The 26,196-nt window shown below is 64.6% G+C and carries 24 protein-coding genes and 1 pseudogene; 18 read left to right on the forward strand and 7 right to left on the reverse strand.

The window, feature by feature from the left end:
* Nucleotides 1-233: 233 nt before the first annotated feature.
* The 3 genes from IVA98_RS18390 (at nt 234) to alr (ending at nt 5,080) form a co-directional block, all read left to right on the forward strand.
* Complete coding sequence (locus IVA98_RS18390) at nt 234-1,484, forward strand: cyclopropane fatty acid synthase (RefSeq protein WP_247304306.1); 1,251 nt, start codon at nt 234-236, stop codon at nt 1,482-1,484.
* A 756-nt stretch (nt 1,485-2,240) separates the two neighbouring features.
* The gene (locus tag IVA98_RS18395) at nt 2,241-3,746 is read left to right on the forward strand and encodes a replicative DNA helicase (RefSeq protein WP_247281630.1); all 1,506 of its coding nucleotides are present in this window, start codon (nt 2,241-2,243) and stop codon (nt 3,744-3,746) included.
* 56 nt (nt 3,747-3,802) lie between these two features.
* Nucleotides 3,803-5,080 carry an alanine racemase gene (gene alr, locus IVA98_RS18400; protein WP_247304610.1) on the forward strand — a complete coding sequence of 426 codons (1,278 nt, stop codon included), beginning with the start codon at nt 3,803-3,805 and terminating at the stop codon, nt 5,078-5,080.
* 12 nt (nt 5,081-5,092) lie between these two features.
* On the opposite strand, the gene IVA98_RS18405 is transcribed toward alr, so the two are convergent.
* Nucleotides 5,093-5,311 carry a cysteine rich repeat-containing protein gene (locus IVA98_RS18405; RefSeq protein WP_212304524.1) on the reverse strand — a complete coding sequence of 73 codons (219 nt, stop codon included), beginning with the start codon at nt 5,309-5,311 and terminating at the stop codon, nt 5,093-5,095.
* Between the two features lie 39 nt (nt 5,312-5,350).
* Here IVA98_RS18405 and IVA98_RS18410 point away from each other — a divergent pair, with 39 nt between their 5' ends.
* A complete protein-coding gene (locus IVA98_RS18410) occupies nt 5,351-6,121 on the forward strand; it encodes an exodeoxyribonuclease III (RefSeq protein WP_247304308.1) in 771 nt (256 codons plus the stop codon).
* Between the two features lie 4 nt (nt 6,122-6,125).
* On the opposite strand, the pseudogene IVA98_RS18415 reads toward IVA98_RS18410, so the two are convergent.
* A pseudogene (locus IVA98_RS18415) lies at nt 6,126-6,495 on the reverse strand (GFA family protein).
* A 272-nt stretch (nt 6,496-6,767) separates the two neighbouring features.
* Here IVA98_RS18415 and IVA98_RS18420 point away from each other — a divergent pair.
* The 14 genes from IVA98_RS18420 (at nt 6,768) to IVA98_RS18485 (ending at nt 20,256) form a co-directional block, all read left to right on the forward strand.
* A complete protein-coding gene (locus IVA98_RS18420; protein WP_247304310.1) occupies nt 6,768-7,508 on the forward strand; it encodes a FadR/GntR family transcriptional regulator in 741 nt (246 codons plus the stop codon).
* Between the two features lie 9 nt (nt 7,509-7,517).
* On the forward strand, nt 7,518-8,474 hold the full coding sequence (locus tag IVA98_RS18425) for an NAD(P)-dependent oxidoreductase (RefSeq protein ID WP_346657728.1): 957 nt from the start codon (nt 7,518-7,520) through the stop codon (nt 8,472-8,474).
* Between the two features lie 10 nt (nt 8,475-8,484).
* Nucleotides 8,485-9,168, forward strand: a complete 684-nt coding sequence (locus IVA98_RS18430; protein ID WP_247281635.1) for an amino acid ABC transporter permease — start codon at nt 8,485-8,487, stop codon at nt 9,166-9,168.
* Between the two features lie 7 nt (nt 9,169-9,175).
* On the forward strand, nt 9,176-9,844 hold the full coding sequence (locus tag IVA98_RS18435) for an amino acid ABC transporter permease (protein ID WP_247304314.1): 669 nt from the start codon (nt 9,176-9,178) through the stop codon (nt 9,842-9,844).
* 1 nt (nt 9,845) lies between these two features.
* The gene (locus IVA98_RS18440) at nt 9,846-10,604 is read left to right on the forward strand and encodes an amino acid ABC transporter ATP-binding protein (protein ID WP_247304316.1); all 759 of its coding nucleotides are present in this window, start codon (nt 9,846-9,848) and stop codon (nt 10,602-10,604) included.
* 20 nt (nt 10,605-10,624) lie between these two features.
* The gene (locus IVA98_RS18445; RefSeq protein ID WP_247355298.1) at nt 10,625-11,416 is read left to right on the forward strand and encodes a transporter substrate-binding domain-containing protein; all 792 of its coding nucleotides are present in this window, start codon (nt 10,625-10,627) and stop codon (nt 11,414-11,416) included.
* Between the two features lie 68 nt (nt 11,417-11,484).
* Complete coding sequence (rpiB, locus tag IVA98_RS18450) at nt 11,485-11,931, forward strand: ribose 5-phosphate isomerase B (protein WP_247304320.1); 447 nt, start codon at nt 11,485-11,487, stop codon at nt 11,929-11,931.
* Between the two features lie 262 nt (nt 11,932-12,193).
* A complete protein-coding gene (locus tag IVA98_RS18455; protein WP_247336373.1) occupies nt 12,194-12,922 on the forward strand; it encodes a sulfite exporter TauE/SafE family protein in 729 nt (242 codons plus the stop codon).
* A gap of 18 nt (nt 12,923-12,940) precedes the next feature.
* On the forward strand, nt 12,941-14,386 hold the full coding sequence (gene radA, locus IVA98_RS18460; protein ID WP_247304324.1) for a DNA repair protein RadA: 1,446 nt from the start codon (nt 12,941-12,943) through the stop codon (nt 14,384-14,386).
* A gap of 168 nt (nt 14,387-14,554) precedes the next feature.
* Nucleotides 14,555-15,184: a CvpA family protein gene (locus tag IVA98_RS18465; protein WP_018317599.1), complete on the forward strand. Its 630-nt coding sequence runs from the start codon at nt 14,555-14,557 to the stop codon at nt 15,182-15,184.
* A 27-nt stretch (nt 15,185-15,211) separates the two neighbouring features.
* A complete protein-coding gene (gene purF / locus IVA98_RS18470) occupies nt 15,212-16,735 on the forward strand; it encodes an amidophosphoribosyltransferase (protein WP_247281643.1) in 1,524 nt (507 codons plus the stop codon).
* Between the two features lie 157 nt (nt 16,736-16,892).
* The gene (locus IVA98_RS18475) at nt 16,893-17,633 is read left to right on the forward strand and encodes an SDR family NAD(P)-dependent oxidoreductase (protein WP_247304327.1); all 741 of its coding nucleotides are present in this window, start codon (nt 16,893-16,895) and stop codon (nt 17,631-17,633) included.
* A 79-nt stretch (nt 17,634-17,712) separates the two neighbouring features.
* Nucleotides 17,713-18,861, forward strand: a complete 1,149-nt coding sequence (locus tag IVA98_RS18480) for an NHL repeat-containing protein (RefSeq protein ID WP_247304329.1) — start codon at nt 17,713-17,715, stop codon at nt 18,859-18,861.
* Between the two features lie 168 nt (nt 18,862-19,029).
* Nucleotides 19,030-20,256: an ABC transporter substrate-binding protein gene (locus tag IVA98_RS18485; RefSeq protein WP_247304330.1), complete on the forward strand. Its 1,227-nt coding sequence runs from the start codon at nt 19,030-19,032 to the stop codon at nt 20,254-20,256.
* 200 nt (nt 20,257-20,456) lie between these two features.
* Here the strand turns inward: IVA98_RS18485 and IVA98_RS18490 are convergent, their stop codons facing one another.
* The 5 genes from IVA98_RS18490 to IVA98_RS18510 form a co-directional block, all read right to left on the reverse strand.
* A complete protein-coding gene (locus tag IVA98_RS18490; protein WP_247304331.1) occupies nt 20,457-21,713 on the reverse strand; it encodes a TCR/Tet family MFS transporter in 1,257 nt (418 codons plus the stop codon).
* Nucleotides 21,710-23,092 carry a ribosome biogenesis GTPase Der gene (gene der, locus IVA98_RS18495; RefSeq protein ID WP_247304332.1) on the reverse strand — a complete coding sequence of 461 codons (1,383 nt, stop codon included), beginning with the start codon at nt 23,090-23,092 and terminating at the stop codon, nt 21,710-21,712. The genes IVA98_RS18490 and der overlap by 4 nt, the downstream gene beginning before the upstream one ends.
* Before the next feature lie 104 nt (nt 23,093-23,196).
* Complete coding sequence (locus IVA98_RS18500) at nt 23,197-23,739, reverse strand: hypothetical protein (protein ID WP_247304333.1); 543 nt, start codon at nt 23,737-23,739, stop codon at nt 23,197-23,199.
* A gap of 31 nt (nt 23,740-23,770) precedes the next feature.
* Nucleotides 23,771-24,424, reverse strand: coding sequence for a tetratricopeptide repeat protein (locus IVA98_RS18505; protein ID WP_247355299.1), 654 nt, complete (start codon nt 24,422-24,424; stop codon nt 23,771-23,773).
* Between the two features lie 165 nt (nt 24,425-24,589).
* Nucleotides 24,590-26,182, reverse strand: a complete 1,593-nt coding sequence (locus IVA98_RS18510; protein ID WP_247304335.1) for a class I adenylate-forming enzyme family protein — start codon at nt 26,180-26,182, stop codon at nt 24,590-24,592.
* Nucleotides 26,183-26,196: the final 14 nt, after the last annotated feature.

The raw sequence follows: 26,196 nt of genomic DNA on the forward strand, positions 1-26,196 counted from the left end.
CGCGGCGGCGGTCACCTTTTATCCGATTGAGCCGCGAATGGAAGCAGGCCCGCGCGCAAGGATGTGATTAAGCGCTTTTCGAATATCGGCTTTGAGCACAGCGCAATGGCGGAGCCGGAACTGGCTCGCTAGATTTTAGATGCAAACGCATAGGAACCGCTGCGGCGCCTGGGCGTCAGATATGAAGGCCGGGCTAGTCGCAAACTTTCGGGTCCGCTCGAGAGGAAATGCCGATGGACCGCTTGTTGCATAAGTTTCTGTCTCAATTCATCCGGCGCGGGTCGATGACGGTGACCAGCGCAAGCGGGAGGACGTTCACCGTCGGCGACGGCTCCGGCGCCCCGGTCGCAGTCCGTTTCGTCACGAAAGACGCAGAACGAAAAATCCTCATCAACCCCGAGCTCGGGCTTGGCGAAGCCTATATGGATGGCGAGTTCGTCGTCGAACACGGCACCATAGCTGATGCCCTCGCGATCCTGCTGGATCAACCCGACCTATTGCCGCAGTGGGCCAAACCGTGGTGGCACCTGCGCTATCTGACCCGCCACCTCAAGCAGTTCAATCCGCGCTCGCGCTCCCGCAGGAACGTGGCGCACCACTACGATCTCGACGCCCGGCTCTATTCGCTCTTTCTTGATGCTGACAAGCAATATAGCTGCGCCTATTTCGAGACGCCGGAGACCACGCTCGATGACGCGCAGCTCGCCAAGAAGCGGCACATCGCCGCGAAGCTGCTCGTCGGGGCGGGCCAGCGTGTGCTCGACATCGGCTCGGGCTGGGGCGGGCTCGGGCTCTATCTTGCCGAGATCGCGGGCGCCGACGTCACCGGCATCACTCTGTCCACCGAGCAATTGCGAATCGCCAATGCGCGCGCCGCCGAAAAGGGGCTGACGGGGTCGGCCAAATTCCTGCTGCAGGACTACCGCGACATCGAAGGCCCATTCGACCGCATCGTCTCGGTCGGCATGTTCGAGCATGTCGGCGCCCGCTTCTACGACACCTACTTCCAACGCTGCGCCGAGCTGCTGAGCGAGGACGGCGTCATGCTGCTGCACTCGATCGGCCGTTCGCAGGGACCGGACTCGACCAATCCCTGGATCGCCAAATACATCTTCCCCGGCGGCTACATCCCCGCTCTCTCCGAGGTGCTGCCGTCGATTGAGCGGGCGGGCCTATTGGTCTGCGACATCGAGATCCTGCGCCTGCACTACGCCGAGACGCTCAAAGCCTGGCGAGAGCGCTTCATGGCGCGGCGCGAGGAAGCCGTGCAGCTCTACGACGAGCGCTTCGCGCTGATGTGGGAGTTCTACCTGGCGGCCTGCGAAATGACCTTCCGCAAGCAGGCAATGATGAACTTCCAGATCCAGCTCACCCGGCGCCAAGGCGTCGTGCCGATGACGCGCGACTACATCGCGCGCGAAGAGGCCCGGCTGCGGGCCAACGAGGGCGGCGCCAAGCCCAGGCTGAAGCTTGCAGGTGAATAAGCCCTAATGATGCAGGCCGGAAATCTGGGAAAGCCGCAAGGAGGCGGTTAGCGCCAGTTGCGTCCGTAATTCCAAAAGCACTTCAGGTGCAACCGGCTGACGCCGCACTTCAGGCCGCTCGGCGTGCTCCATGGCCGCGATCAGTCCGGCTAGCCAAAGCCGGCTGCCTGCCTCGCTTCGCCACATCTGCTGCTGCCGTTCTGGCCGCATCGCTTGCGTCTCCCTGCTGGCGAGTCGGGGACAACCCCCTGCCCGCCGGCCTGTTCCGGCTCTACCCGAAAGAATCCGGGAAGATGTGATCTGCTTCACACAAAACTGGTCGGACTTGGCTTAGATCGTCGCCATGCGCAAAGAGACCCAAACCGCATTCGACGTGCAAAACGACCTCCGCACCGATTACGCCCTGATCGTCACCGGCATCGGGGCGGCCTTGGCTGCGCTGGTCTACCTCCTGCTGGTCTGAATCCGAGCCGAAAGCTCCCAGCGTGCGTCAATTCGCGCGTTCTTCGATAGGTCTGCGCGCCAATCCATAAGGTTCACGCCTTCAGGCTTTTTGCACGGCGCGGGTGCGTCCGCTCCCAAGCCGCACCCGGTTCCGCGAAAATCCGTCAAGCGCGGGGCGTGCTGCGGCGGCCAATCATCCACCATTTTCACTGAACGGTTGATAGCGGTCAGCTTTTGCTTCCGCTTTCGCCTGCAGCGGCGCTTTATCCCCGCCCCGCATCCGCCCTAGAAAATTGCTAAGCACGTCCGACCATGGCCCTGACTGATTCGAACGTTCTCAAACTCGCGCCCGACGCCGGAACGCCCGCCTATCGGAGCGCGCCACACAATATCGAGGCGGAACAGAGCCTCCTGGGCGCGATCCTCGTCAACAACGACGCCTTCTATCGCGTATCCGATTTCCTGGAGGCGAAGCATTTCTTCGAGCCGCTACACCAGACCATTTTCGAGACCGCCGGCAGCCTGATCCGAATGGGCAAGATCGCGACGCCCGTCACGCTGAAGACGTTCCTTCCCGCCGATACCGATGTCGGCGGCATGACCATCGGGCAATATCTGGCGCGGCTCGCCGCCGAAGCGACCACCATCATCAACGCCCAGGATTACGGCCGCACCGTCTACGACCTGTCGCTCAGGCGCGACCTGATCGGCATCGGCGAGGACATGGTCAATGTCGCATACGACGCGCCCGTCGATTTTCAGCCGCGGGCGCAGATTGAGGACGCCGAACGCAAGCTCTACGAACTTGCCGAGTCTGGCCGTTATGACGGCGGTTTCCAGAAATTCTCGCAGGCGCTGACGGTCGCCGTCGATCTTGCGGCGAAGGCGTTCCAGCGCGACGGAAAGCTGTCGGGCATCTCGACGGGCCTGCGCGATCTCGACACCAAGATGGGCGGCTTGCAGCATTCCGACCTCATCATCGTGGCGGGACGTCCCGGCATGGGCAAGACCTCGCTGGCGACCAACATCGCCTACAACGTCGCGCAAGCCTATGTTCCGGAACTCCAGGCCGATGGCACCATGAAGGCCGCCAATGGCGGCGTGATCGGCTTCTTCTCCTGCGAAATGTCGGCCGACCAGCTCGCCACGCGTATCGTGGCCGAGCGCACCGGCATCCCCTCCTCGCACATCCGCCGCGGCGGCATCACGGAAGCCGATTTCGAGAAGATCCGCCAGGTCTCGATCGAGCTGCAATCGCTGCCGTTCTATGTCGACGCCACCGGCGGCCTGTCGATCGCGCAGCTGATGGCGCGCGCCCGGCGGCTCAAGCGCCAGAAGGGCCTCGATCTCCTGGTGATCGACTACATCCAGCTGTTGTCCGGCTCGGGCAAGCGCGCCAGCGACAGCCGCGTGCAGGAAATCACGGAGATTACGACCAGCCTGAAGGCGCTGGCGAAGGAGCTCAACGTCCCCGTGATCGCGCTGTCTCAGCTCTCGCGTCAGGTGGAATCGCGTGACGACAAGCGGCCGCAGCTCTCGGACCTGCGCGAATCCGGCTCGATCGAGCAGGACGCCGACGTCGTGCTGTTCGTGTTCCGCGAGGAATATTACCTCGCCATGAAGGAGCCGCGTCCCGGCACTGAGGAGCACGCCAAATGGCAGGCCGACATGGAACGCACGGTCGGCCGGGCCGAAGTCATCATCGGCAAGCAGCGCCATGGCCCGACCGGCACGGTCGAGCTGCACTTCGACGCCTCGGTCACCCGCTTCGGCGACCTCGCCCATGACGGCCAATTGCCGGATCGCAGCGACTATTAGAAACTGTTCCCCGGGTTGAACCCCTCGGGTCTCTTGCGTAAAACGGCGCCATGACAATGGCGTCCGACCCGAAAACGATCCCCCAATCCGGTCTTCTCTCCGCGGAGGCCAGTCAGGCTGCCGCGCTCGCCGCCTATGGCGGCGTACTCACCGTCGATCTCGACGCCATCATCGCCAATTGGCGCAAGCTCGAGAAGACGGCGGTGCCGGCCGAGTGCTCGGCGGTTATCAAGGCCGACGCCTATGGCTGCGGCGCCGCCGAAGTCGCGCGTGCCCTGAGCAAGGCCGGCTGCAAGACCTTCTTCGTCGCCACCATAGAGGAAGCGCGCAAGGTGCGCGCGGCCGTGCCGGAGCCCACGATCTACGTGCTCAGCGGCTATTTCCAGAACACCGGCGAGCACTATGCGAAGATCAATTGCCGGCCGGTGATCGGCGACCTCAACGAGCTCGCCGAATGGGACGTGTTCTGCCGCCGCACCGGCTGGACCGGAGGCGCCGCTGTTCACATCGACACCGGCATGAACCGGCTCGGCCTGACGCTTGCGGAAGCGCAGGCCATCATCCCCCGAATCAATGCCGGCGATCACGGCATCACGCTGGTGATGAGCCATCTGGTCTCGGCCGAGCAGCTCAACAGCCCGGTGAATGCAAGACAACTCGCAGCCTTCCGCGGCATCGCCAGCGAGTTCTCAGGCGTGCCGGCGGCGCTCGCCAATTCCTCCGGTATCTTCCTCGGCGCGCCCTTCCAGTTCGACATGGTGCGGCCGGGGGCCGCACTCTACGGCGTCAATCCGACGCCGGAGGCCGACAATCCGATGCAGCAAGTCGTGGATCTCAAGGCGCGCATCGTGCAGATCCGCACGATCGAGCGCGGCGAGACCGTCGGCTATGGCGGCACCTGGACCGCACGGCGGCCGACCAAGCTCGCGATCATTGCGGTCGGCTATGCCGACGGCTATTTCCGCGCCGCCAGCTCCAATGACGGCACCCGCGGCGCCGAAGTCATCGTGGCCGGAAAACGTTGCCCGGTCGCGGGCCGCATCTCGATGGACCTGATCGCAATCGATATCACCGACCTGCCGCCGAACGCGGCGCGGCGCGGCCACATGGTGACGCTGCTCGGCGAGGGCATTACCGTCGACGAGCTCGCGCATCATTTCGGCACGATCGGCTATGAGGTGCTGACCAGCCTCGGCCGCCGCTATGCCCGCCTCTACAAGGGCGGCAATATCGTGGAGCCGCTGACAAAGCCAGCTGCCGCACAGGCGGGTGAGCAGCCGCCCTCCCCGCCGCCGGTGGAGCAGCCGGCAAGCCCGCCGCCGCTGCGGAGCTGAACAGCTCGTCGCTTACTTCTTTTTCCGGTTGTCCAGCGCCGCCTTGCAGGTCGCGCTGAGCTGATCGCGCTTGCCGTTGAGACAGGCGACGATGCCGCCGCCGGGCGCGATGCCGGCGCAGAATTTGTCATAGTCCGCCTTGCACGCACCGCGCGGATCGGACGATTGTGCCGATGCGCCTCCGGAGAACGCGATGACGAGTGCGATGGCAACAAAGCTCAACTTGGACATTGTGTCTCCGGAATCGGAAGGCAGAAGCGTCAGCCCTACATGAAGATTGCGACATTCAACATCAACAACGTCAATCGCCGCTTGCCCAATCTCTTGGCATGGCTGCGGATCGCGAAGCCCGATGTCGTCGCGCTTCAGGAGTTGAAGGCAAGTGATGGCGAATTTCCGGCGGCGACCATCGAAAAAGCCGGCTATGGCGCAGTCTGGCGTGGACAAAAGACCTGGAATGGCGTCGCCATCCTCGCCCGCAGCGCCGAGCCGGTGCTCACCCGCGATCGCTTGCCGGGGACGACCGACGATCACGAAGCCCGCTATATCGAAGCCGCCGTACGCGGCGTCATCGTCACCAGCATCTATCTGCCGAACGGCAACCCGCAGCCGGGGCCGAAATTCGATTACAAGCTGGACTGGTTCGCGCGGCTGAGGCGCCACGCCAAGAGCTTCATCAAGCAGGAGCTACCGGTGGTGCTCGCCGGCGACTACAACGTCGCGCCGACCGCGATCGACATCTATCCGACGCGCTCATGGGACAAGGATGCGCTGATCCAGCCGAAGAGCCGTGCGGCGTTTGCCTCACTGGTCGAACAAGGCTGGTGCGACGCGATCCGCGAACTGCATCCCCAAGAGCGCATCTACACGTTCTGGGACTACAAGCGAAACCGCTGGCCGCGCGATGCGGGCCTGCGGCTCGATCATCTGCTGCTCAGCCCTGCCCTCGCCCCGCGCCTGGTCAAAGCCGGCGTCGACAAGAAGATCCGCGGCGAGGATGGCGCGAGCGATCACGCGCCGGCGTGGATCGTGTTGCGGTGACTCCTCACCACAGATTCCTGCCGTCGATCACGTTCACGGGTAAGGCGTCCAGATCGAAATCGTCGAACAGGCGCGCATTCACGGCGACCTTGGGATTTTCGAAATCGGGCTTGCCCGTCGACCAGTCCGGCGATTCCGAATAGGTGCCGCAGCCGCAATTCGCGCAGAAGTGATGTTTGACAGAGCGGCTGCCCCAGAGATTAGGTCGCGACGTTGTCGGGGGGCGACAGCAGGCGGAACTGGGCCGGCGTGTAATAGGCCCATAGCGCGCCGCGCTTGGTGCAGAGCGTGCAGGTGCAGCGCGTCACGCTCGACGGCGCTTCCGTCACCTCGAACACCGTCTCACCGCAATGACAGCTTGCCTCGATCGGCATGACCTCTCTCCGTTTTGTCAGGACATGGTCGTAGCCGGCCGCTGCTGCCAACATGCTGTCAGCAGCCTCGCCAATGGATTTCAAACCCACACGGATGGCGGTCTTCCGGTCGCTCCAACACAAACATGGAAAACAACCCCATGCACAGTAGCCGACCCCTGTCCGCTCAATAGGTTACGCGCATTCCGAATTCGATTTGGTTCAAGAGCCTCTTGACCTCAGCGGTGCTGGTTATCATACTGGTCTGACCAAGATCAGACCAAGAGACCGGGATGGAGCTCAAGCGGGCGGCTGAAGGCGAAAAAGGGTTCGAGAAGGTGTTCGCCTTCTTGCGCGAGCGCCTGCTGGCGGGCTCGCTCAAGCCCGGCGACCGGCTGATTTCCGAACGCGAGCTGGCGACCCTGCTCGGGGTCAGCCGGCCGATTGTCCGCGAAGCGCTGCGGGCCCTGACCGTCCTCGGCATCGTCGAGATCCGCCACCGCATCGGCACCGTGGTGACGCGGCCGGACGTCTCCGTGTTGAATGATTTCTTCACCTTTGCGCTGGCCCAACAGGCGGACATGCTCGATGACGTCATGCAGGCCCGCGTAGCGATCGAATGCCAGGCGATCAGGCTGGCCTGCGAACGCGCCAACATAGCCGATTTCGAACGTCTCCAACGCGCGCTGGCAAAAATCGGAGAAACAATCGACGAGGCGGATGCCGGCGGCATGGCCGACTTCGACTTCCATCGCGCCATTGTCGTCGCCTCGCATTCGGAGACGTTGTCGGTTCTACACAGTTCGATGGGGGGCCTGCTGACGCATTCGCACCGCAGCCGCCGCGAGTTGGTCCAGGCCTTCCCGTCGATGAAGACGTATCTGATCGATGATCACCGGCGCATCTTCGAAGCGGTCATTGCACGTGATCCGGAGCGCGCAGATGCGACGCTGCGCAAGCATTTTGCCATCGGCGACGAATACCGGCGGCGCGCCGTTGCCGGCGACATCGACAAGGCCAGCGCCTCAGGCTGATCGCGGCCAATCGATCAAGAAGCCAATCAAGCAAGAAACCAATCAAGCAAGAAACGGACTGACACCATGGGACGGAACGACAAGGGCAATGTCGGCTTCATCGGCATCGGCACGATGGGACGCGAGATGGTGCGCAACCTGCTGGCGGCCGGCCACGCGGTTCGCGTCTTCGATCTGAACGAAGCCGCGCTGGCGGAAAGCCTCAAGGAAGGTGCGACCCGCACCGACAGCCCCGCCGAGGCCGCGCAAGGCGCCGACATCGTCATCACCATGCTGCCCGACACGCCCCATGTCGAGGCGACGATTTACGGCGACCACGGCCTCCTGGAGTCCCCTCCTCCCGGCAAGCTGATCGTCGACATGAGCACGATCTCGCCGGTCGCCGTCCGTCGTATCCATGCCGAGCTGCAAAAAGCCGGCGTCGGCTTCATCGACGCGCCGGTCTCGGGCGGGCCTGTGGGCGCCAAGAACGCTGCGCTCTCGATCATGGCCGGTGGCGATGCTGAAGCCTTTGCCAAAGCCGAGCCGTTCTTCCGTGCGATGGGCACGACCATCACGCATGTCGGAGCCTCCGGCGCTGGCCAGACCGTCAAACTCTGCAACCAGCTGATCTGCGGCATCAACATCCAGGCCATTTGCGAGGCGCTTGCGCTCGGGCGCGCCTCCGGGGTCGATCTCAACCTGCTGCGTCGGGTGCTGCTCGGCGGCTCGGCGGCCTCGTGGATGCTCGACAAGCTCGGCCCGTCCATGATCGAGGGCGACGTCGGCGCCGGCTTCCGCATCGACCTGATGCTGAAAGACCTGCGCCTGGTGCAGGAGCACGCGCAGGCGCTGAACGTGCCGCTGCCCGGCACTGCGCTCGTCACCAGTCAATATGTCGATGCGCGCGCGCATGGCGAAGGCAGCTACGGCAACCAGGCGCTGTTCCGTGTCTATGACCGCATGACCAACCAGGTGACGGGCTGAACTCGATACGATGACCCTCCAACTCGACTTTCCCGCAGTGCTGGAGCGCTGGCCAAGTTTTCTGGCCGGCGCCGCGCTCACGTTGGAGTTGGCATTCTTCGCGACCGTGCTCGGCGCCCTGCTCGGAACGCTTGCGGCGGTCGGGCGCGGCACGCACAACGCGCTGATCGCGGGCGCCTGCAAGGTCTATGTCGAGACCATCCGCAACACCCCACTGCTCGTGCAGATCTTCCTGGTTTATTTCGGCCTCGCCAGCCTTGGCCTAAAATACTCCGCCTTCACCGTGGCGGTGGCCGCGCTGACCATCAATGTCGGCGCCTATACCGCCGAGATCATGCGGGCCGGCTTTGAGGCGATCCCGCGCGGACAGATCGAGGCCGCCGAAGGGCTGGCACTGTCGCGCCTCCAGATCTACTGGCACATCATCCTGCTGCCCGCGATCGAGAAGGTCTATCCGGCGCTGACCAGCCAATTCGTGCTGCTGATGCTGGCCTCCTCGGTCTGCTCGCAGATCTCGGCCGAGGAGCTCACCGCAGTCGCGAACTACATCCAGTCGGACACCTATCGCGCCTTCGAGACCTACATCATCGTGGCCGTGCTCTACGTCATCCTGTCGTTGGTGATGCGCGCGGGCTTCTGGGGCCTCGGCCTCGTGCTGTTTCCGCGCCGGCGCCGGCTCGGCACGCCGTTGTGAGATGACCATGGGCGGACATCTCAACATCAATCATCTGATGTTCCTCGGCCAGGGCGCGCTGTGGACGATCGGATTGTCCATGATCGCGCTGATCGGCGGCGGCATCGTCGGCTTCGTGATTGCGCTGGCGCGGATCTCGCCGCTCAAATCGGTGCGGATCGCCAGTGCCGTCTATGTCCAGCTCGTCCAGGGCACGCCGCTGCTCGTCATTCTGTTCCTCGGCTATTTCGGCTTGGCCGCCATCGGCCTGAAGGTCTCGCCGCTCGCCGCGGCCGGCGCCTCGCTGACGCTCTATGTTGCCGCCTATCTCGGCGAGATCTGGCGCGGCTGCATCGAGTCCGTGCCGAAGCCGCAATGGGAAGCTGCCGAAGGCCTGGCGCTGAGCCGGACCCAGCGCATGATCAAGGTGATCCTGCCGCAGGCGATCCGCATCGCGACGCCTCCGACCGTCGGCTTCATGGTGCAGATCATCAAGAACACCTCGCTCGCCTCCGTCGTTGGCTTCGTCGAGCTGATGCGCTCGGGCCAGATCGTCAACAACTCGCTGTTCGAGCCGTTCGCCATCTACGCCATCATCGCCGCCACCTACTTCGCCATGTGCTATCCCCTGTCGCTGTTCAGCCAGAGGCTGGAACGGCGGATGGGGTATGGCAGGTCCAACCTCGCGCCGGCCTGACATGCAACAAAACGCCCTCTCCTCCGAGCCCATCGTGTCGCTCCGCGACGTCCAGAAAAGCTTTGGCCCGCTGCGGGTGCTCGACGGCGTCTCCTTTGCCGTCGAACGCGGCGAGGTGCTGGCGCTGATCGGGCGCTCCGGCTCTGGCAAGAGCACGGCGCTGCGCTGCATCGACCGCTTCGAGAAGGTGGACGGCGGCGAGATCGTCGTCTGCGGACACAGGGTCGACCGGCCGGACGTCGATCTGCGTGCGCTGCGCCAGGACGTCGGCATCGTGTTCCAGAGCTACAATCTGTTTCCGCACCTCACGATCGAGCAGAACATCACGCTCGCGCCGTGCGCCGTGAAGGGCCTGACCGCTTCGCAAGCCAAGGACCTCGCGCGAAAAGTGCTCGCACAGGTCGGGCTCGAGGAGAAACTGCATGCCTATCCCGAACAGCTCTCCGGCGGCCAGCAGCAGCGCGCCGCGATCGCCCGTTCGCTCGCGATGCAGCCGAAGGTGATGCTGTTCGACGAGGTCACCTCCGCGCTCGATCCGGAGCTCACCGGCGAAGTGCTGAAAGTGATCGAGCAGCTCGCGGCTGATGGCATGACCATGGTGATGGTCACCCACGAGATGGGCTTTGCCAAAGGCATCGCCGACCGGATCGTCTTCATGCATCGCGGCAAGGTCCACGAGACCGGGCCGGCCTCGATCCTGACGTCGCCGGCAACGCCCGAGCTCATGCAATTCGTGGGCACTGGAAACCTGAAATCATAACAGGAGAGGAGAACCAAAGGATGACAAACAGGACATTGCTGGGGGCGGCCGCGCTGTGCTGCCTCGTCATGATATCGGCCGCGCCGGCATCTGCCGATCTGCTCTACGACATCACGAAGGCGAAGAAAATCCGCATCTCGACGGACCTTGCCATCCCGCCGTCGGGCATGATGGATTCCACGATGAAGCCAACCGGCTCCGACGTCGAAGTCGCCCAGCTGCTCGCCAAGGATTGGGGGCTCGAGCTGGAATTCATCCAGACCACCGGCGCGACCCGCATCCCCAACGTCCTGACCGGCAAGGCCGACATCATCATCTCGACCCTGTCGGTGACGCCGGACCGCGCCAAGGTGATCGACTTCACCAAGCGCTATGCGACGCTGCAATCCGATATCGGCTGCCTGAAATCGTCGGCCGTCAAGGACTGGCCCGACCTGAAGGACAAGCCGATCGGCGTCTCGCGCGGCACCACGCAGGACACGACGCTGTCCAACATGAAGGACAAGGACCTCAAGATCGCCCGCTACGACGACGATGCCACGATGGTGACGGCGGCCGTCTCCGGCCAGGTCGACTGCGTCGCCTCGTCCGCGACGATCATCAACCAGATCGGGGTGAAGAACCCCTCGCGGGTGTTCGAGTCCAGGATTCCGCTGGCGACCTTCGACCTCGCCATCGGCCTGAAGAAGGGCGAGCAGCGCCTGATGGACAAGCTCAACGCCTGGATCACCGAGAACGTCAAGAACGGCAAGCTCAACGCGATCTACAAGAAATTCCACGGCGTCGAACTGCCGCCCGACATGCGCAGCTGAATCAAACGGACAATCGTGACAGCCGCATACGGCTGTCACGATCAATGCAAGATCAAGAAGGATATTACATGCGTCTCGTCATCGGATCCGACCACGCCGGCTGGCCGCTCAAGCGGACCGTCATCGATCACATCCGCAAGCTCGGCCACGACGTTATCGACGTCGGCTCCTATGACGACAAGCCGGTGGACTTCCCCGACATCGCGCGCGCCGTGGCGCAGAAGGTGACTTCGGGCGAAGCCGCGCGCGGCATCATGGTGTGCGGCACCGGCGTCGGCGCCTCGATCGCGGCCAACAAGATGAAGGGCATCCGCGCCGCGGTGTGCCATGACGTCCATTCCGCCCATCAGAGCGTCGAGCACGACGACGTCAACGTCATGTGCATCGGCGCGCAGATCGTCGGCGCCTGGCTCGCCGTGGATCTCGTGTCCTCCTACCTCTCGGCCGAATTCTCGACCGACGAGGATTTCCGCCGCCGCGTGGAGAAGCTGCGCGTCATGGACGAGCAAGGCTGACCGCCTCTCCATGACCCTGGTGTTCGGTCGCCGGCCGATACGAAGCGGTCGGCGATACCTTTGTCGGCGCATTCGCAGCCATGCTCAGGGAAAGCGTGTCGCTGCAGCGCGCTCGTGGTAAGCTGCGAAGCCGCGGCATTGAAATGTCTCAAAGCCGGCGGCCAGACCGGCATGTCGATGCGTAGCGCGATCGGTTCCCTCGCCTCACGGATCGCCCATATCGCTGGGCGCGGCTAAACTCTCCCGATTCGGGGAGCCCATTTTGGCCTTTCTCTTCGTCCTCAGCGTCGGCCTCATCGCCGGCACCATCTCCGGCATCGTCGGCACCGGCTCGTCGATCATGCTGATGCCGGTGCTGGTCTATGCCTATGGGCCGAAGGAAGCCGTGCCGATCATGGCGGTGGCCTCCGTGATGGCGAACTTTGCGCGGATTTTGGCGTGGTGGCGCGAGGTCGACTGGCGGGCTTGCGCGGCCTATTCGGTGACGGGCATTCCGGCGGCAGCGCTCGGCGCACGGACGCTGCTGGCGCTGCCCGCGCACGCGGTCGATCTCACCATCGGCATCTTCCTGATCGCGATGGTTCCGGTGCGGCACTGGTTGGCGCGGCACGACCTGAAGGCCAATCTGTGGCATCTCGCGATCGGCGGTGCCGTCATCGGCTATCTCACCGGCATCGTGGTCTCGACTGGCCCGCTCAGCGTGCCCTTGTTTCTGTTTTACGGGCTCAGCAAGGGCGCGTTCCTCGCGACTGAAGCCGCCTCGTCGCTTGGCCTCTATTTCGCGAAATCCGTGACGTTCGAGCGCTTCGGCGCCCTGACCGGCGAGGTCTTTGTCAAGGGCCTGATCGCGGGCGCCTCGCTGATGTCGGGCGCCTTCGTCGCGAAGCGTTTCGTGCTGCACCTGAAGCCGGAGATGTTTCGCCTGCTGATGGACGCGATCATGGTCGCGGCCGGGCTCTCCATGCTATGGAACGCGACTCAATCTCCTTGAGCACGAATCGCTATCTCCATGGCCAAGACCACCCTCTCTTTCGTCTGCCAGAACTGCGGCGCGGCCTATAATCGCTGGCAGGGCAAGTGCGAGTCCTGCGGCGAGTGGAACACGCTGGCCGAGGAGGACACCAGCGGCAGCGTGCCGGTGTCGATCCGCTCCAAACGCAAGGGACGGACGTTTGCGCTGGAGAGCCTTGCCGGAAGAAGCCCGGATGCGCCGCGTCTGTCGTCAGGGATGACCGAGCTCGACCGCGTCACCGGCGGCGGGTTCGTCCGCGGCTCGGTGCTGCTGGTCGGCGGCGATCCCGGCATCGGCAAATCCACCCTGCTGACGCAGGCGACCAGCCTGCTGGCGCGCGCCGGCCACCGCGTCGTCTACATCTCCGGCGAAGAGGCGGTCGCGCAGGTGCGCCTGCGCGCAGAGCGGCTTGGGCTGTCGGATGCGCCGGTGCAGCTCGCCGCCGAGACTTCGGTGGAGGACATCGTCTCGACGCTGTCGGAGGGCGCGGTGCCCCGGCTGATCGTGATCGACTCGATCCAGACGATGTGGACCGATACGGTGGAATCCGCGCCCGGCACCGTGACCCAGGTCCGTGCCTCGGCGCAGGCGCTGATCCGCTTTGCCAAGAAGACCGGTGCCGCCATCATCCTGGTCGGCCACGTCACCAAGGACGGCCAGATCGCCGGCCCCCGTGTGGTCGAGCACATGGTCGATGGCGTGATGTCGTTCGAGGGCGAAGGCTCGCAGCAGTTCCGCATCCTGCGGGCGGTGAAGAACCGGTTCGGGCCGACCGACGAGATCGGCGTATTCGAGATGACAGGCCTCGGCCTGCGCGAGGTCACCAACCCCTCCGAGCTGTTCCTGTCCGAGCGCGATCTCGGCACGCCCGGCACCGCCGTGTTCGCAGGAATCGAGGGCACAAGGCCCGTCCTGGTCGAATTGCAGGCACTCGTGGCCCCGACCTCGCTCGGCACCCCGCGCCGGGCCGTCGTCGGCTGGGACCCGAGCCGGCTCTCGATGGTGCTGGCGGTGCTGGAAGCCCATTGCGGGGTCAAGCTGTCCGGCCATGACGTCTATCTCAACGTCGCCGGCGGCTTGCGCATCAACGAGCCGGCGGCGGATCTGGCGGCTGCGGCAGCACTGGTGTCGTCGCTGGTTAATGCGCAGTTACCGACCGATGCCGTCTATTTCGGTGAGATCTCGCTGTCCGGCGTCGTCCGCCCCGTCGCGCAGACCCCAGCCCGGCTGAAGGAAGCGGCAAAACTCGGCTTCCAGCGCGCCGTGCTGCCCGAATCGGCCCGGGGTGAGACCAGCGGCGATGCCGGGTTGTCGCTGAACGCGGTCAACAGCCTGACGACATTGGTGGCCGAAATCGCCGCCCGCGGCTCGCGCCGGGGCGAATCGAACGGGCCGGCCGAGAAAAATGCCACACCGGCAAGATTCCGCCGTGGAGATGGTTAGCCGGAGGTGACGTCGGAGGCCCCCGCCGCTATACAGCCGTCACAAAAGCAGCATGGGATTGCGTGGTTGCGGCCTTGCCGGGAACGCCGTCTGCCCGTCTTTTAGGGCGGCGGCCAAACACCGATTCGCTAGAGCACCTTTGAGAGTACGAGCGGACCAGACCAGCCGATGCCAGTAACACTCCTCGACCTGATCCTGCTCGGTGTGATGCTGATTTCGGGCCTGCTCGCCATGGTCCGCGGCTTCATGCGCGAAATCCTGTCGATCGCAGCCTGGGGCGCTGCCGCGATCGTCACGCTGTACTCCTTCTCGAAGCTGCTGCCGACCGCCAAGACCTATTTCAACAACGATACTGTGGCGAGCGTGGTCGTGGTCGCCGGCGTATTCGTGGGCACCCTGGTCGTGGTCTCCGTGATCACGGTCCGAATCTCGGACATGATCCTGGATTCGCGCATCGGCGCGCTGGACCGCACGCTCGGCTTCCTGTTCGGCCTGGCTCGCGGGCTTTTGATCGTCGTGGTCGCCTTCCTGTTCTTCACCTGGCTGGTTCCAGACAAGCAGCGTCCGGACTGGGTTACAGGGGCGAAATCCCGCGTGGTGCTCCAGGGAACCGGGGATTGGCTGATGGCCCTCTTGCCCGACGACCCCGAGAACACCATCTTGAAGAGATTCAAGAAAAACAAACCAGATGATGATCAAGCTGAATCCGAGCAGCAGCCTTCGGGCAGTGGCGACGGATACAGTAAACCGGCTCGTGACAGCCTGAAAAAGCTGATCGAGAAACCTGCGGCGCGTTGATTGGCCCTAAAGAAAGGCGCGGACGAGATGCGACACCCTGACCAGGACGCCCAGCTTGATCTCGATCCAAGGGCCGGTTTGGGCCCGGCCGCTCTGGAGGTCCAGGACGATCTGGAGGGGGATACGCTGCGAGAGGAATGCGGCGTGTTCGGCATCTACGGCCACCCCGATGCCGCCGCCATCACCGCGCTCGGTCTCCACGCTCTTCAGCACCGCGGCCAGGAAGCCGCCGGCATCGTCTCCTACGACGGCAGCCGCTTTCACTCAGAACGCCGCCTCGGCCTGGTCGGCGACACCTTCTCCCGTCGCGAGGTGATCGACCGCCTGCCCGGCAATGTCGCGGTCGGCCATGTCCGCTATTCCACCACCGGCGCCACCATCCTGCGCAACGTGCAGCCGCTGTTCGCCGAGCTCAACGCCGGCGGCCTTGCGGTCGCGCATAACGGCAACCTCACCAACGGCCTGACACTGCGCCGCGAGCTCGTGAAGAACGGTGCGATGATGCAATCGACCACCGACACCGAGGTGATCCTGCATTTGGTTGCGCGCTCCAAGCGCAGCCGTTTCATCGAGCGCTATGTCGACGCGCTGCGCGAGATCGAAGGTGCCTATGCGCTGGTCTCGCTGACCAACAAGAAGCTGGTCGGCGCGCGCGATCCGCGCGGCATTCGTCCGCTCGTGCTCGGCGAGCTCGACGGCTGTCCGATCCTGACCTCGGAGACCTGCGCCCTCGACATCATCGGCGCGCGCTTCGTGCGCGACATCGAGCCCGGCGAAGTCATCGTGTTCGACGAGAACGGCCAGGACATCCACAAGCCGTTCCCGCCGATGGCACCGCGCCCCTGCATCTTCGAGTATATCTACTTCTCCCGTCCGGATTCCATCGTCCACGGCCGTTCGGTCTACGAGGTGCGCAAGAACTTCGGTGCGCAGCTCGCGCGCGAGAGCCACGTCCCGGTCGACGTCGTGGTGCCGGTGCCGGATTCCGGCGTGCCCGCGGCGGTCGGCTACAGCCAGTTCTCCGGCGTGCCGTTCGAGCTCGGCATCATCCGCAACCATTATGTCGGCCGTACCTTCATCCAGCCGACGCAGGCGATCCGCGAATCCGGCGTGCGCATGAAGCACTCGGCCAACCGCGCTGCGATCGAAGGCAAGCGCATCATCCTGATCGACGACTCGCTGGTGCGCGGCACCACCTCGAAGAAGATCGTGCGCATGATGCGCGATGCGGGTGCGACCGAAGTGCACTTCCGCCTCGCTTCGCCGCCGATCCTCTATCCCGATTATTACGGCATCGACCTGCCCGACCGCGGCGGCCTGCTCGCGGCGACGCATTCGCTGGAGGAAATGCGCGAGATCATCGGCGCCGACTCGCTCGCCTTCCTGTCGATCGACGGCATGTACCGCGCCATGGGCGAGCCGGGCCGCGACCCCGCCAATCCGAAATTCTCGGACCACTGCTTCACCGGGGCGTATCCGACCCATCTCACCGACCAGACCCAGACCGAGCCGCAGCCGCGGCAGCTCTCGCTGCTTGCCGAGGCGAGCTGACCTCCTGCTGTCATTCCGGGGCGCGCGCAGCGCGAACTATGGTGCGCAATTGCGCACCTGAGAATCTCGAGATTCCGGGTTCGATGCTTCGCATCGCCCCGGAATGACGACCATGCGGGGGGCTTGTCCCGGCCATCCACGCCTGTAAAACCCCGCCATGACCAAACCCCTCACCGACCGCATCGCTCTCGTCACCGGCGCCTCGCGCGGCATCGGCTATGCCACGGCACGCGCGCTGGCCAGGGCCGGCGCGCATATCGTGGCGGTGGCGCGCACGCAGGGCGGGCTGGAGGAGCTCGACGACGAGATCCGGAAAGACGGCGGCAGCGCCACCTTGGTGCCGCTCAACCTCACCGATTCCGACGGCATCGCGCGGCTGGGCGCCGGTCTGCACGAGCGCTACGGCAAGCTCGACATCCTGGTGGGCAATGCCGGCGTGCTCGGCCCGTCCTCGCCGGTCGGCCATATCGAGCTGAAGGCCTTCAACGACGTGATGGCGGTGAACGTCTCCGCGAACTTCCAGCTGATCCGCTGCATGGAGCCGCTGCTGAAGCAGTCCGATGCCGGCCGCGCCGTGTTCATCACCTCGGGTGCGGCCAACAAGGCTACCGCCTATGTGAGCCCCTACGCGGCGTCCAAGGCCGCACTGGAAACGCTGGCCCGCGCCTGGGCGCAGGAGACCGCGAACACGAAACTGCGCGTCAACCTGTTCAACCCCGGCCCGGTCCGCACCCGCATGCGCGCCACCCTGATGCCGGGTGAGGATCCGGCGACGCTCGACACGCCCGAGCAGGTGGCCGAATTGATCGTGCCGATGTGCACGCCCGACTGGACCGAGACCGGCAAGTTTTACGATTACAAGACGCGCAGACTGATGAGCTTCCGCGCGCCGGCCTGATTGACTCGGATGCCTCCCCGCGATTGACTGCCGCCGCTCAAACGGCAGCAAGCCGCAAAGCCAAAAAAGGGAGGTTGCCATGGCGCCATGGCATGATCGCGCAGGCTCTGCGCGTGCGCTCGCAAATGTCTCTCGAGCTTTCTTCGTTCTGATCGCAGCAAGCGCACTCGCGCTTCCCGTTGCCGCAACCGCCGGCGACGTCCCGACCTTCGCGGTCGATGCCTCCTGGCCAAAGCAGTTGCCGAACAATTGGATCCTCGGCCAGGTCGGCGGCATCACCGTCGACTGGCAGGGCCACATCTGGGTAATCCATCGCCCGCGCTCGCTGACCGACGACGAGAAAGGCGCGAGCCTCAATCCGCCGCGCTCGAAATGCTGCGTGTCGGCACCGCCCGTGCTCGAATTCGACAGCGATGGCAATCTGCTGCGGTCCTGGGGCGGTCCGGGCCAGGATTATGAATGGGTCGGCCGCGAGCACGGGATCGAGGTCGACGAGCGCGGCTTCGTCTGGGTCGGCGGCAATGCCGACAACGACAACGCGATCCTGAAGTTCACGCTCGATGGCAAGTTCGTCGCCCAGATCGGCAAATTCGCGCCGAGCCTCGGCAGCAACGACACCACGCAGCTTGGCAAACCCGCCGAGACTGCGATCGACAAGGAGGCAAACGAGATCTACGTCGCCGACGGCTACGGCAACCGCCGCGTCATCGTGTTCGACGCGACGACGCTCGCCTATAAGCGGCACTGGGGCGCCTATGGCAACAAGCCTGATGACGCCAAGCAGGCGCCCTACGATCCCAAGGCGCCGGTGGCCCAGCAATTCGGCAACCCGGTCCATTGCGTGAAGCTCGCCAATGACGGACTGGTTTACGTCTGCGACCGCATCAACAACCGTATCCAGGTGTTCCGGAAGGACGGCAGCTTCGTGAAGGAGTTCTTCTACGAGAAGAACACGCTCGGCAACGGCGCCGTCTGGGACATCGCGATCTGGCCTGATCCGAAGCAGAGCTATTTGCTCACTGCCGATGGCGAGAACAACGAGATCAGGGTGATCAAGCGCGAGGACGGCAGCGTGGTCGGCAGCTTCGGCCATAACGGCCGCAATGCCGGCCAATTCCACTGGGTGCACGCCATGGCGATCGACGCCAAGGGTAACGTGTATACCGCCGAGGTTGATACCGGAAAGCGCATTCAGAAATTCAGGCTGACATCGGACGCGCTCAAATAGCGTCTTGACGCATTTTTCCCAAAAGTTAACCGATGGATGACGCTACGACGCAGCGTCATCCGGCTTTAGGCGCATTGCCGCCGGCCATCGGACAGGCTAGAGCCAACAGCCGGAAACAAGGCTCCGCAAGAGGGCCGTCCGCATATTTGACAATGGAGGGAACCTTTCATGACCACGACATTCGCACGCCACTCGGCGGCGCTTCTGGCCTGTGCCGCTTTCGGTTTTGCCACATCCGCCTACGCCCAGGACAAGACCGTCAAGATCGGCGTGCTCAACGACATGTCGAGCCTCTATGCCGACATCGGCGGCCCGAACTCCGTGGTCGCAATCAAGATGGCGGTTGAGGATTCCGGCCTGCTCAAGAAGGGCTGGAAGATCGACGTCGTCAGCGGCGATCATCAGAACAAGCCTGACGTCGGGGTCAACATCGCCCGGCAATGGATCGATACCGAGAAGGTCGACGCCATCGCCGACACCCCGAATTCCGGTGTGGCGCTCGCGGTCAGCAATGTCGTCAAGGAGAAGAACGCGGTGCTGCTCAATTCGGGCGCGGCCACTGCTGACCTGACGGGCAAGGCTTGCACGCCGAACACGATCTCGTTCACTTACGACACCTACATGCTCGCCAACGGCACCGGCAAGGCGCTCACGAAAGCGGGCGGCGACACCTGGTTCTTCCTGACCGCCGATTATGCATTTGGTCATGCGCTCGAGCGCGACACCAGCGCGGTCGTGACCGCCAACGGGGGCAAGGTGCTCGGTGGGGTCAAGCATCCGCTGAACACGGCCGACTTTTCGTCCTTCCTGTTGCAGGCGCAATCCTCCAAGGCCAAGGTGATTGGGCTCGCCAATGCCGGCGGCGACACCACCAACGCGATCAAGCAGGCCGCCGAGTTCGGTATCGTTCAGGGTGGCCAGAAGCTCGCCGCGCTGCTGCTCTTCATCAACGACGTGCACTCGCTCGGTCTGAAGACGGCGCAGGGACTGACTTTCACCGAGTCCTTCTACTGGGACCTGAACGATCAGACCCGCGCCTGGTCGAAGCGCTTCTCGGCGCAGGCCAACAAGAACGCGATGCCTTCGATGACCCAGGCCGGCAATTACGCCATGGTGCTGCACTATCTCAAGGCGATGGAAGCGCTCGGCGGCAATCCGCATGACGGCGCCAAGGTCGTCGCCAAGATGAAGGAGCTGCCGACCGACGACCCGCTGTTCGGCAAGGGCCCGCTGCGCGAGGACGGACGCCGCCTGATCCCCGCCTACCTGTTCGAGGTGAAGAAGCCCGAGGAATCGAAGGGTCCGTGGGACTATTACAAGCAGATCGCCACGATCGCGGCGGAAGACGCGGCCAAGCCGCTCAAGGACAGCGATTGCCCGCTGGTGAAGAAGTGACCGCATAGCGGTCATCCCGGGGCGATGCGCTCGCATCGAACCCGGGATCTCGCGCGGCCACCCGGGCTGGGCCATTCCTCACGGAACGGCTCAACATAACCGATCAGGCTAATACAAGGGTGGGCAAAGCGAAGCGTGCCTACGAGTTCTTGCTTATAATGAACAGACGGTGGGCACGGCGCTTGCGCGCCTTTGCCATCCTACGAGACTGTCTTGGTCGCACCCAGCGACTGCACGGCGATCGCCACGCAGACCACCATCAGCACCGCCGCAAGCAGGAATGGCGCGCCGGGCAGATGCAGCGGCGCGCTGGCCCCGATGAAATAGGAAAATGTCAGCGTGAACAGGAACGGGCCGACGAGTTGCGACACGCTCTGCACGCTCGCGGTCGCGCCCTGCAACTGGCCCTGCTGATCGGGTGCAACCAGCCGCGTCATCAGCGATTGCGAGGCGGCGCCGGAGATCCCCCACAGCGCCAAAACGGGTATGCCGAGCCAGGATAGCGGTCCGGTCGGCGCAGCGCCCAAGACCACAAAGCCGATCGCGCCACAGCACAGGCCCAGCAGCAGCGCGTTCCGCTCGCCGAGCGCGCGCACAATCGGGCCGATGGCGAGTCCCTGCACCACCATGGCACAGATGCCGACCATGGCGAGCGTCAACCCCACGGTCTTGGAATCCCAGCCGTAGCGATATGTCGCATAGAGCACGAAGGTCGAGGGCAACACGACATGCGCGACCTGCGCAATGAAATTGACGACCGACAAGGCGGCCAGCACCGCGTTGGACCGCAGAAGGTGCAGCGCGCCGATCGGATTGGCACTCCTCCAGCGGAACGGCGCGCGCCTATCGGGCGAAAGCGATTCCGGCAGGACGAAGAGCCCGTAGAGCGCATTGGCGAAGCTCAAGGCCGCCGAGGCCCAGAACGGCAGGCGTGGATCGATGTCGCCAAGCAGGCCGCCGAGCGCCGGGCCCAGGATGAAGCCGGCACCGAAGGCCGCGCCGATCCTGCCGAAGACCGCCGCGCGCCGCTCCGGCGGCGTGATGTCCGAGATGTAGGCGAAGGCAGTCGAGATGCTTGCCGAGGTGATGCCAGAGATCACGCGGCCGATGAACAGCCAGACCAGCGAGGGCGCCAGCGCCATCAGCACGTAGTCGGCCGCGAGCCCGAAATTCGACAGCAGCACCACCGGCCGCCGCCCGAAGCGATCCGACAGCGCGCCCAGCAGTGGCGAGAACACGAACTGCATCAGCGCCCAGGCGGTACCGAACACGCCGAAGATGCGGGCCGCGTGCGCAGTGTCGTTGGCGACGAAGCTCTCGATCAGCTTCGGCAGGATCGGCATGATCACGCCGAGTGCTAGCATGTCGAGCAGGATGGTGACGAAGATGAAGGCGACGGCACCACGCCGGACCGGCGCGGCGCTCTGCGCCATCGCCTCGCCCCTCTCCCCGCTCACGACGGCCGCTTGCGCTTATGCGCGAAGGGATTCGCCTTCTCGCGCAAGGTGATGCGCACCGGAGTACCCGGCAACTCGAAAGTCTCGCGCATGGAATTGGTGAGGTAGCGCAAGTAGGACTGCGGCACCGCATCGGCACGCGAGCAGAACAGCACGAAGCTTGGCGGGCGCGCTTTCGTCTGGGTGATGTAGTTCAGCTTCAGCCTGCGGCCGGACACCGCCGGCGGCGGATTGGCCTGGATCGCCTGCTCGAACCAGCGATTGAGCGCGGCCGTCGATACGCGACGATTCCAGATCGCGTAGGCGTCCTGGATCGCCTGCATCAGGCGGTCGATGCCCTCGCCCATCAGGCCTGATACGGCGACGATTGGCACGCCCTTGAGCTGTGGCAGCCAATGGTCGGCATCACGGCGCAGGCCCGAGATCGCGCCGCCGCCCTTGGTCTCCATCAGATCCCATTTGTTGACGGCGAGCACGACCGCCCTTCCCTCGCGTTCGATCAGATCGGCGATGCGCAGATCCTGCTCCTCGAAGCGGTTCTGCGTGTCCATCATCAGCACGACGACTTCGGCAAAGCGCACCGCACGCAGCGCGTCGGCCACCGAGAGCTTTTCCAGCTTCTCCTCGATGCGCGAGCGACGGCGCAGCCCCGCGGTGTCGAACACGCGGAAATCGCGGCCCTTCCAGTTGATCTCCACTGCAATAGAATCGCGTGTGGTGCCGGCTTCCGGGCTGGTCAGCAGGCGCTCCTCGCCGAGCAGATGGTTGATCAGCGTCGACTTGCCGGCATTGGGCCGGCCGACGATAGCGACCCGGATCGGGCGCGTCGCCGCCTCTTCTTCGGAAAGCTGTTCGTCGTCCTCGTCTTCATCGTCGTTAACGGGCTCGGGCATCAGCTTAGCTAAGGCATCGTAAAGCTCGCCCATGCCCTCGCCATGCTCTGCCGAGATCTGGATGGGGTCGCCGAGGCCAAGGGCAAAGGCCTCCATTGCCCCTGCATCGCCATGCTTGCCTTCGCTCTTGTTGGCGACCAGCAGCACCGGCTTATTGGCCTTGCGGGCGAAATCGGCGAAAGCGCGATCGGTGGGCGTGAGGCCGATGCGGGCATCGATCACGAAGAACAGCGCGTCGGCCTGCGCGATCGCGGTCTCGGTCTGCTCCTGCATGCGCGCCGTCAGCGAGCCCTTGGCGCCCTCGTCGAGACCGGCGGTATCGATGATGGTGAATTCGAGATCGCCGAGCCTCGCCTCGCCCTCGCGGCGGTCGCGGGTGACGCCCGGGAGGTCATCGACGAGCGCCAGCTTCTGTCCGACCAGGCGGTTGAACAGCGTCGATTTGCCGACATTGGGCCGGCCGATGATGGCGATCGTGAAGGGCATCAGTCATTCGTGCGCTGCCGGAGCCGCGTCTGTCAATGCAGTGAAAGTAATTGTTTGAGCATGATCTTTTCGGAAAACCGCTTCACACTTTTCCGGATCATGCTCTAGCGCGAGAAGCTGCCACTCGGCAGCGGCGCCGGGAAAGCACCCTGCGATTGCTGCTGCGTGGTCTGGGTCGGTTGCGCCTGCTGGGCAGGCTGATCCGGCGGCGGCGCGGTGGTGCGCTTGCGGACGATCTTATGCTTGGGCGACGGAGCGGCGGTAGTCGGCGCAGCCTCTGGCTGGGCCTCGCCATCGACCTCGGCGCCAGCGGGCGCGGCGGCCGTTGCGGCTGGCTGCCTGGACTTCGTCGCCTTGGCCCCCTTCGCAGGCTTGGCCGGCTCGGGCGGCGGCTCCGCCGGCAGAGCCGCGACGGCAGGCGCGTTTGGATCGGGTTGCTGCTGCGCACCCTTGTACATCTCCTTCGGCACGCCCTGCTCGAGGCCCGGCACCCCCTCCGGGAAGACCGGCTTGCGGTCGCCTGGCAGCTTCTTCTTGGTGTCGAGGAAGTCGAGCATGTCGCTTGGATCGAAACTGGAGCAGCCGCCCAGGACGCCCGTGAAGGCGATCAGGACGGCGGCTGCGATCAAACGTAGCGTGCGGCGCATCTTGTGTCTCGTTTGCGTCAGAGGGCCGTCGTCAGCTCTTGGCGGCGGGCGGCAGCACAGCCTGGAGCGCCTCGGCGCGCGAGCGCAGGCCGGGCGGTGTTTCGCCGTCCTCGGCAATCGCGTCGAGCCATTTGCGGGCCGCGGTCATGTCGTTGTTGCGCCAGGCCGACAAGGCCAGCATCTCGCGGGCGCTGTGGCGGAAGGTCGATTTGGGCGCGGCGGAGGCTTCCAGCCGTTGCTGCATGTCCGCGTAGCTGGCGCTGTCGAGGAGCAAGCCGGCACCGCGGATCTTGGCCAGATCCTGCCACTCGCCGCCGACGCCGCGGTCGGCGGCAATGTCGTCATACATCTTCGCGGCGGCCTTGGGATCGCGGGCAGCGGCCTCTGCCGCAGCGCGCAGCCGCGCCAGGGTGCGATAGCCGGACGGGGCCTTGGCGGCGAGCTCGGTGAAGGCCTTCTCGGCGTCGGCATGCTTGTCCTGCTCGGACAGCTCGACGGCCTTCTCGAAGGCGGCGCCAGCCTCGGCGGCCTTCTTGGCCTCCAGATATTGGTAGCCACGCCAGCCAGCGACGGCGGCCACGATCAGCACCATCAGGGCGATGAAGTAGATCGAATACTTGTCCCACAGCTTCTTGAGCTGTTCGCGACGTACTTCCTCATCGACTTCGTCAAATAATTCAGACACTTATGCTAATCCCATGCCCGTCCGGGTGCGCGCGCCAAAGCATTCGCGTCAGGAATCCCGTCCCCGTGTGGCGGCGAGGTACCCTAACGATATGGCGGTGGCAAGGCAAAGCCAGCCCGATCAAGGCGTTAACCACTCCGGGACAGCCCGGAGCGGCCTGTCTGCTCAGCTTCCGAGCAGCTCCCGCAACCGACGCTTCAGCACCTTGCCATTGGCATTCCGCGGCAATGGCTCGGCGCTGATCGCCACGGTCTCGGGGACCTTGTAGTCGGACAGCCGCTCCGCGCACCAGGCCCGCAGGGCCTCGCTGGCAACCGGGCTGCGCGTCACCACCACTGCATGGACGCGTTCGCCCAGCACCGGGCAGGCCCTGGCGATGATCGCGCTCTCGACCACCGCGGGATGGCCGGCGAGCACGGATTCGACCTCGGCCGAATAGATCTTCATGCCGCCGCGATTGATCATGTCCTTCTGCCGGTCGAACACGCGGACAAACCCTTCCGCGTCGACCGAGCCGAGATCGCCGGAGTGCCAGAAGCCGCCTGTGAAGCTTTCGGCCGTGGCCTTCGGGTTGTTCCAATAGCCCTTGATGACGGAGGCACTCTGGATCCAGAGCTCGCCGATCTCCCCGGGCGGCAGTTCGCGCCCGCCGGTGTCCATCGCGACGATGCGCGCGCCCGGGCACGGCAGGCCGACGCTGTCGATATGGCTCTGCGTCAGCTCGCCCGGCATGATCGTCGAGGGCGAGGTCGTCTCGGTCGCGCCGTAGCAATTCATCAGCTTCAGCCCGGGGATCTTCGCCTTGAGCTTCTCGATGGTCGCGACCGGCATCGGTGCGCCGCCAAAGCCGCCGATGCGCCAGCTCAACAGGTCGTAGTTGTCGAAATCTGGTTGCAGCAGGCAAAGATTGTACATCGCCGGCACCATCACGGTGTAGGTGACGCGCTCGCACGCAGCGAGCTTGAGATAGTCGGCCGCCTTGAACTCCGGCATGATGATCAGCGCGCCTGCGCAGCGGATCATCGTCGTGACGTTGGCAACAACGCCGGTGACGTGGCCGAGCGGCACCGCGGCGATCGAGCGATCCGCCGCCGTCAATTGCAGGCAGGACACGAACACCATCGAGGAATGGGTGATGTTGCAATGGGCCAGCATCGCGCCCTTCGGCTTGCCCGTCGTACCCGAGGTGTAGAGGATCATCGCGGTGTCCTCCTCATTCACCTCGACCGGCGCAGGCGCCGGTGCATTGTCAGCGAGAGCGGAGAAGCGCGACCGGGCCGGATCGTCGTCAATGGCGATGCGGTGGATCACATCGGGCACATCCTGCGCATCGGGCAGCCGCTCGGCGAGGGCCGCCTCGTGGATCAGGACCTTCGCGCCGCAATCCGTGAGCACATAGGCGATCTCCGGCTTCTGCTGGCGCGTGCTGAGCAGCACCGTGACCAGCCCCTCATGCGCGGCGGCGAACAGCAGCAGCGGAAATTCGATGCGGTTGCCAAGCAGGATGGCAACGCGGTCGCCGCGTTGCAGGCCGAGCTCGCGAAAGCCGGCCGCGATCCGCGCGGACTGCTCGACGGCTTGTCGCCAGCTCAGGCGGACGTCGCCGCAAATCAGCGCCTCGCCATCACCATTGCGCGCGCGGGCTTCCGCGATCATGGCCCACAGGCTCGACGGCCGATCGCAAAATGCCGGCACCACCCGATCGCCAAAGCGCGACTCGAACCGCATCGGCGGAATCTGAGATTGCGACCAATCCATCGAAGGGCCCTCGG

The organism is Bradyrhizobium sp. 160, assembly GCF_023073735.1.
Lineage (GTDB): Bacteria > Pseudomonadota > Alphaproteobacteria > Rhizobiales > Xanthobacteraceae > Bradyrhizobium.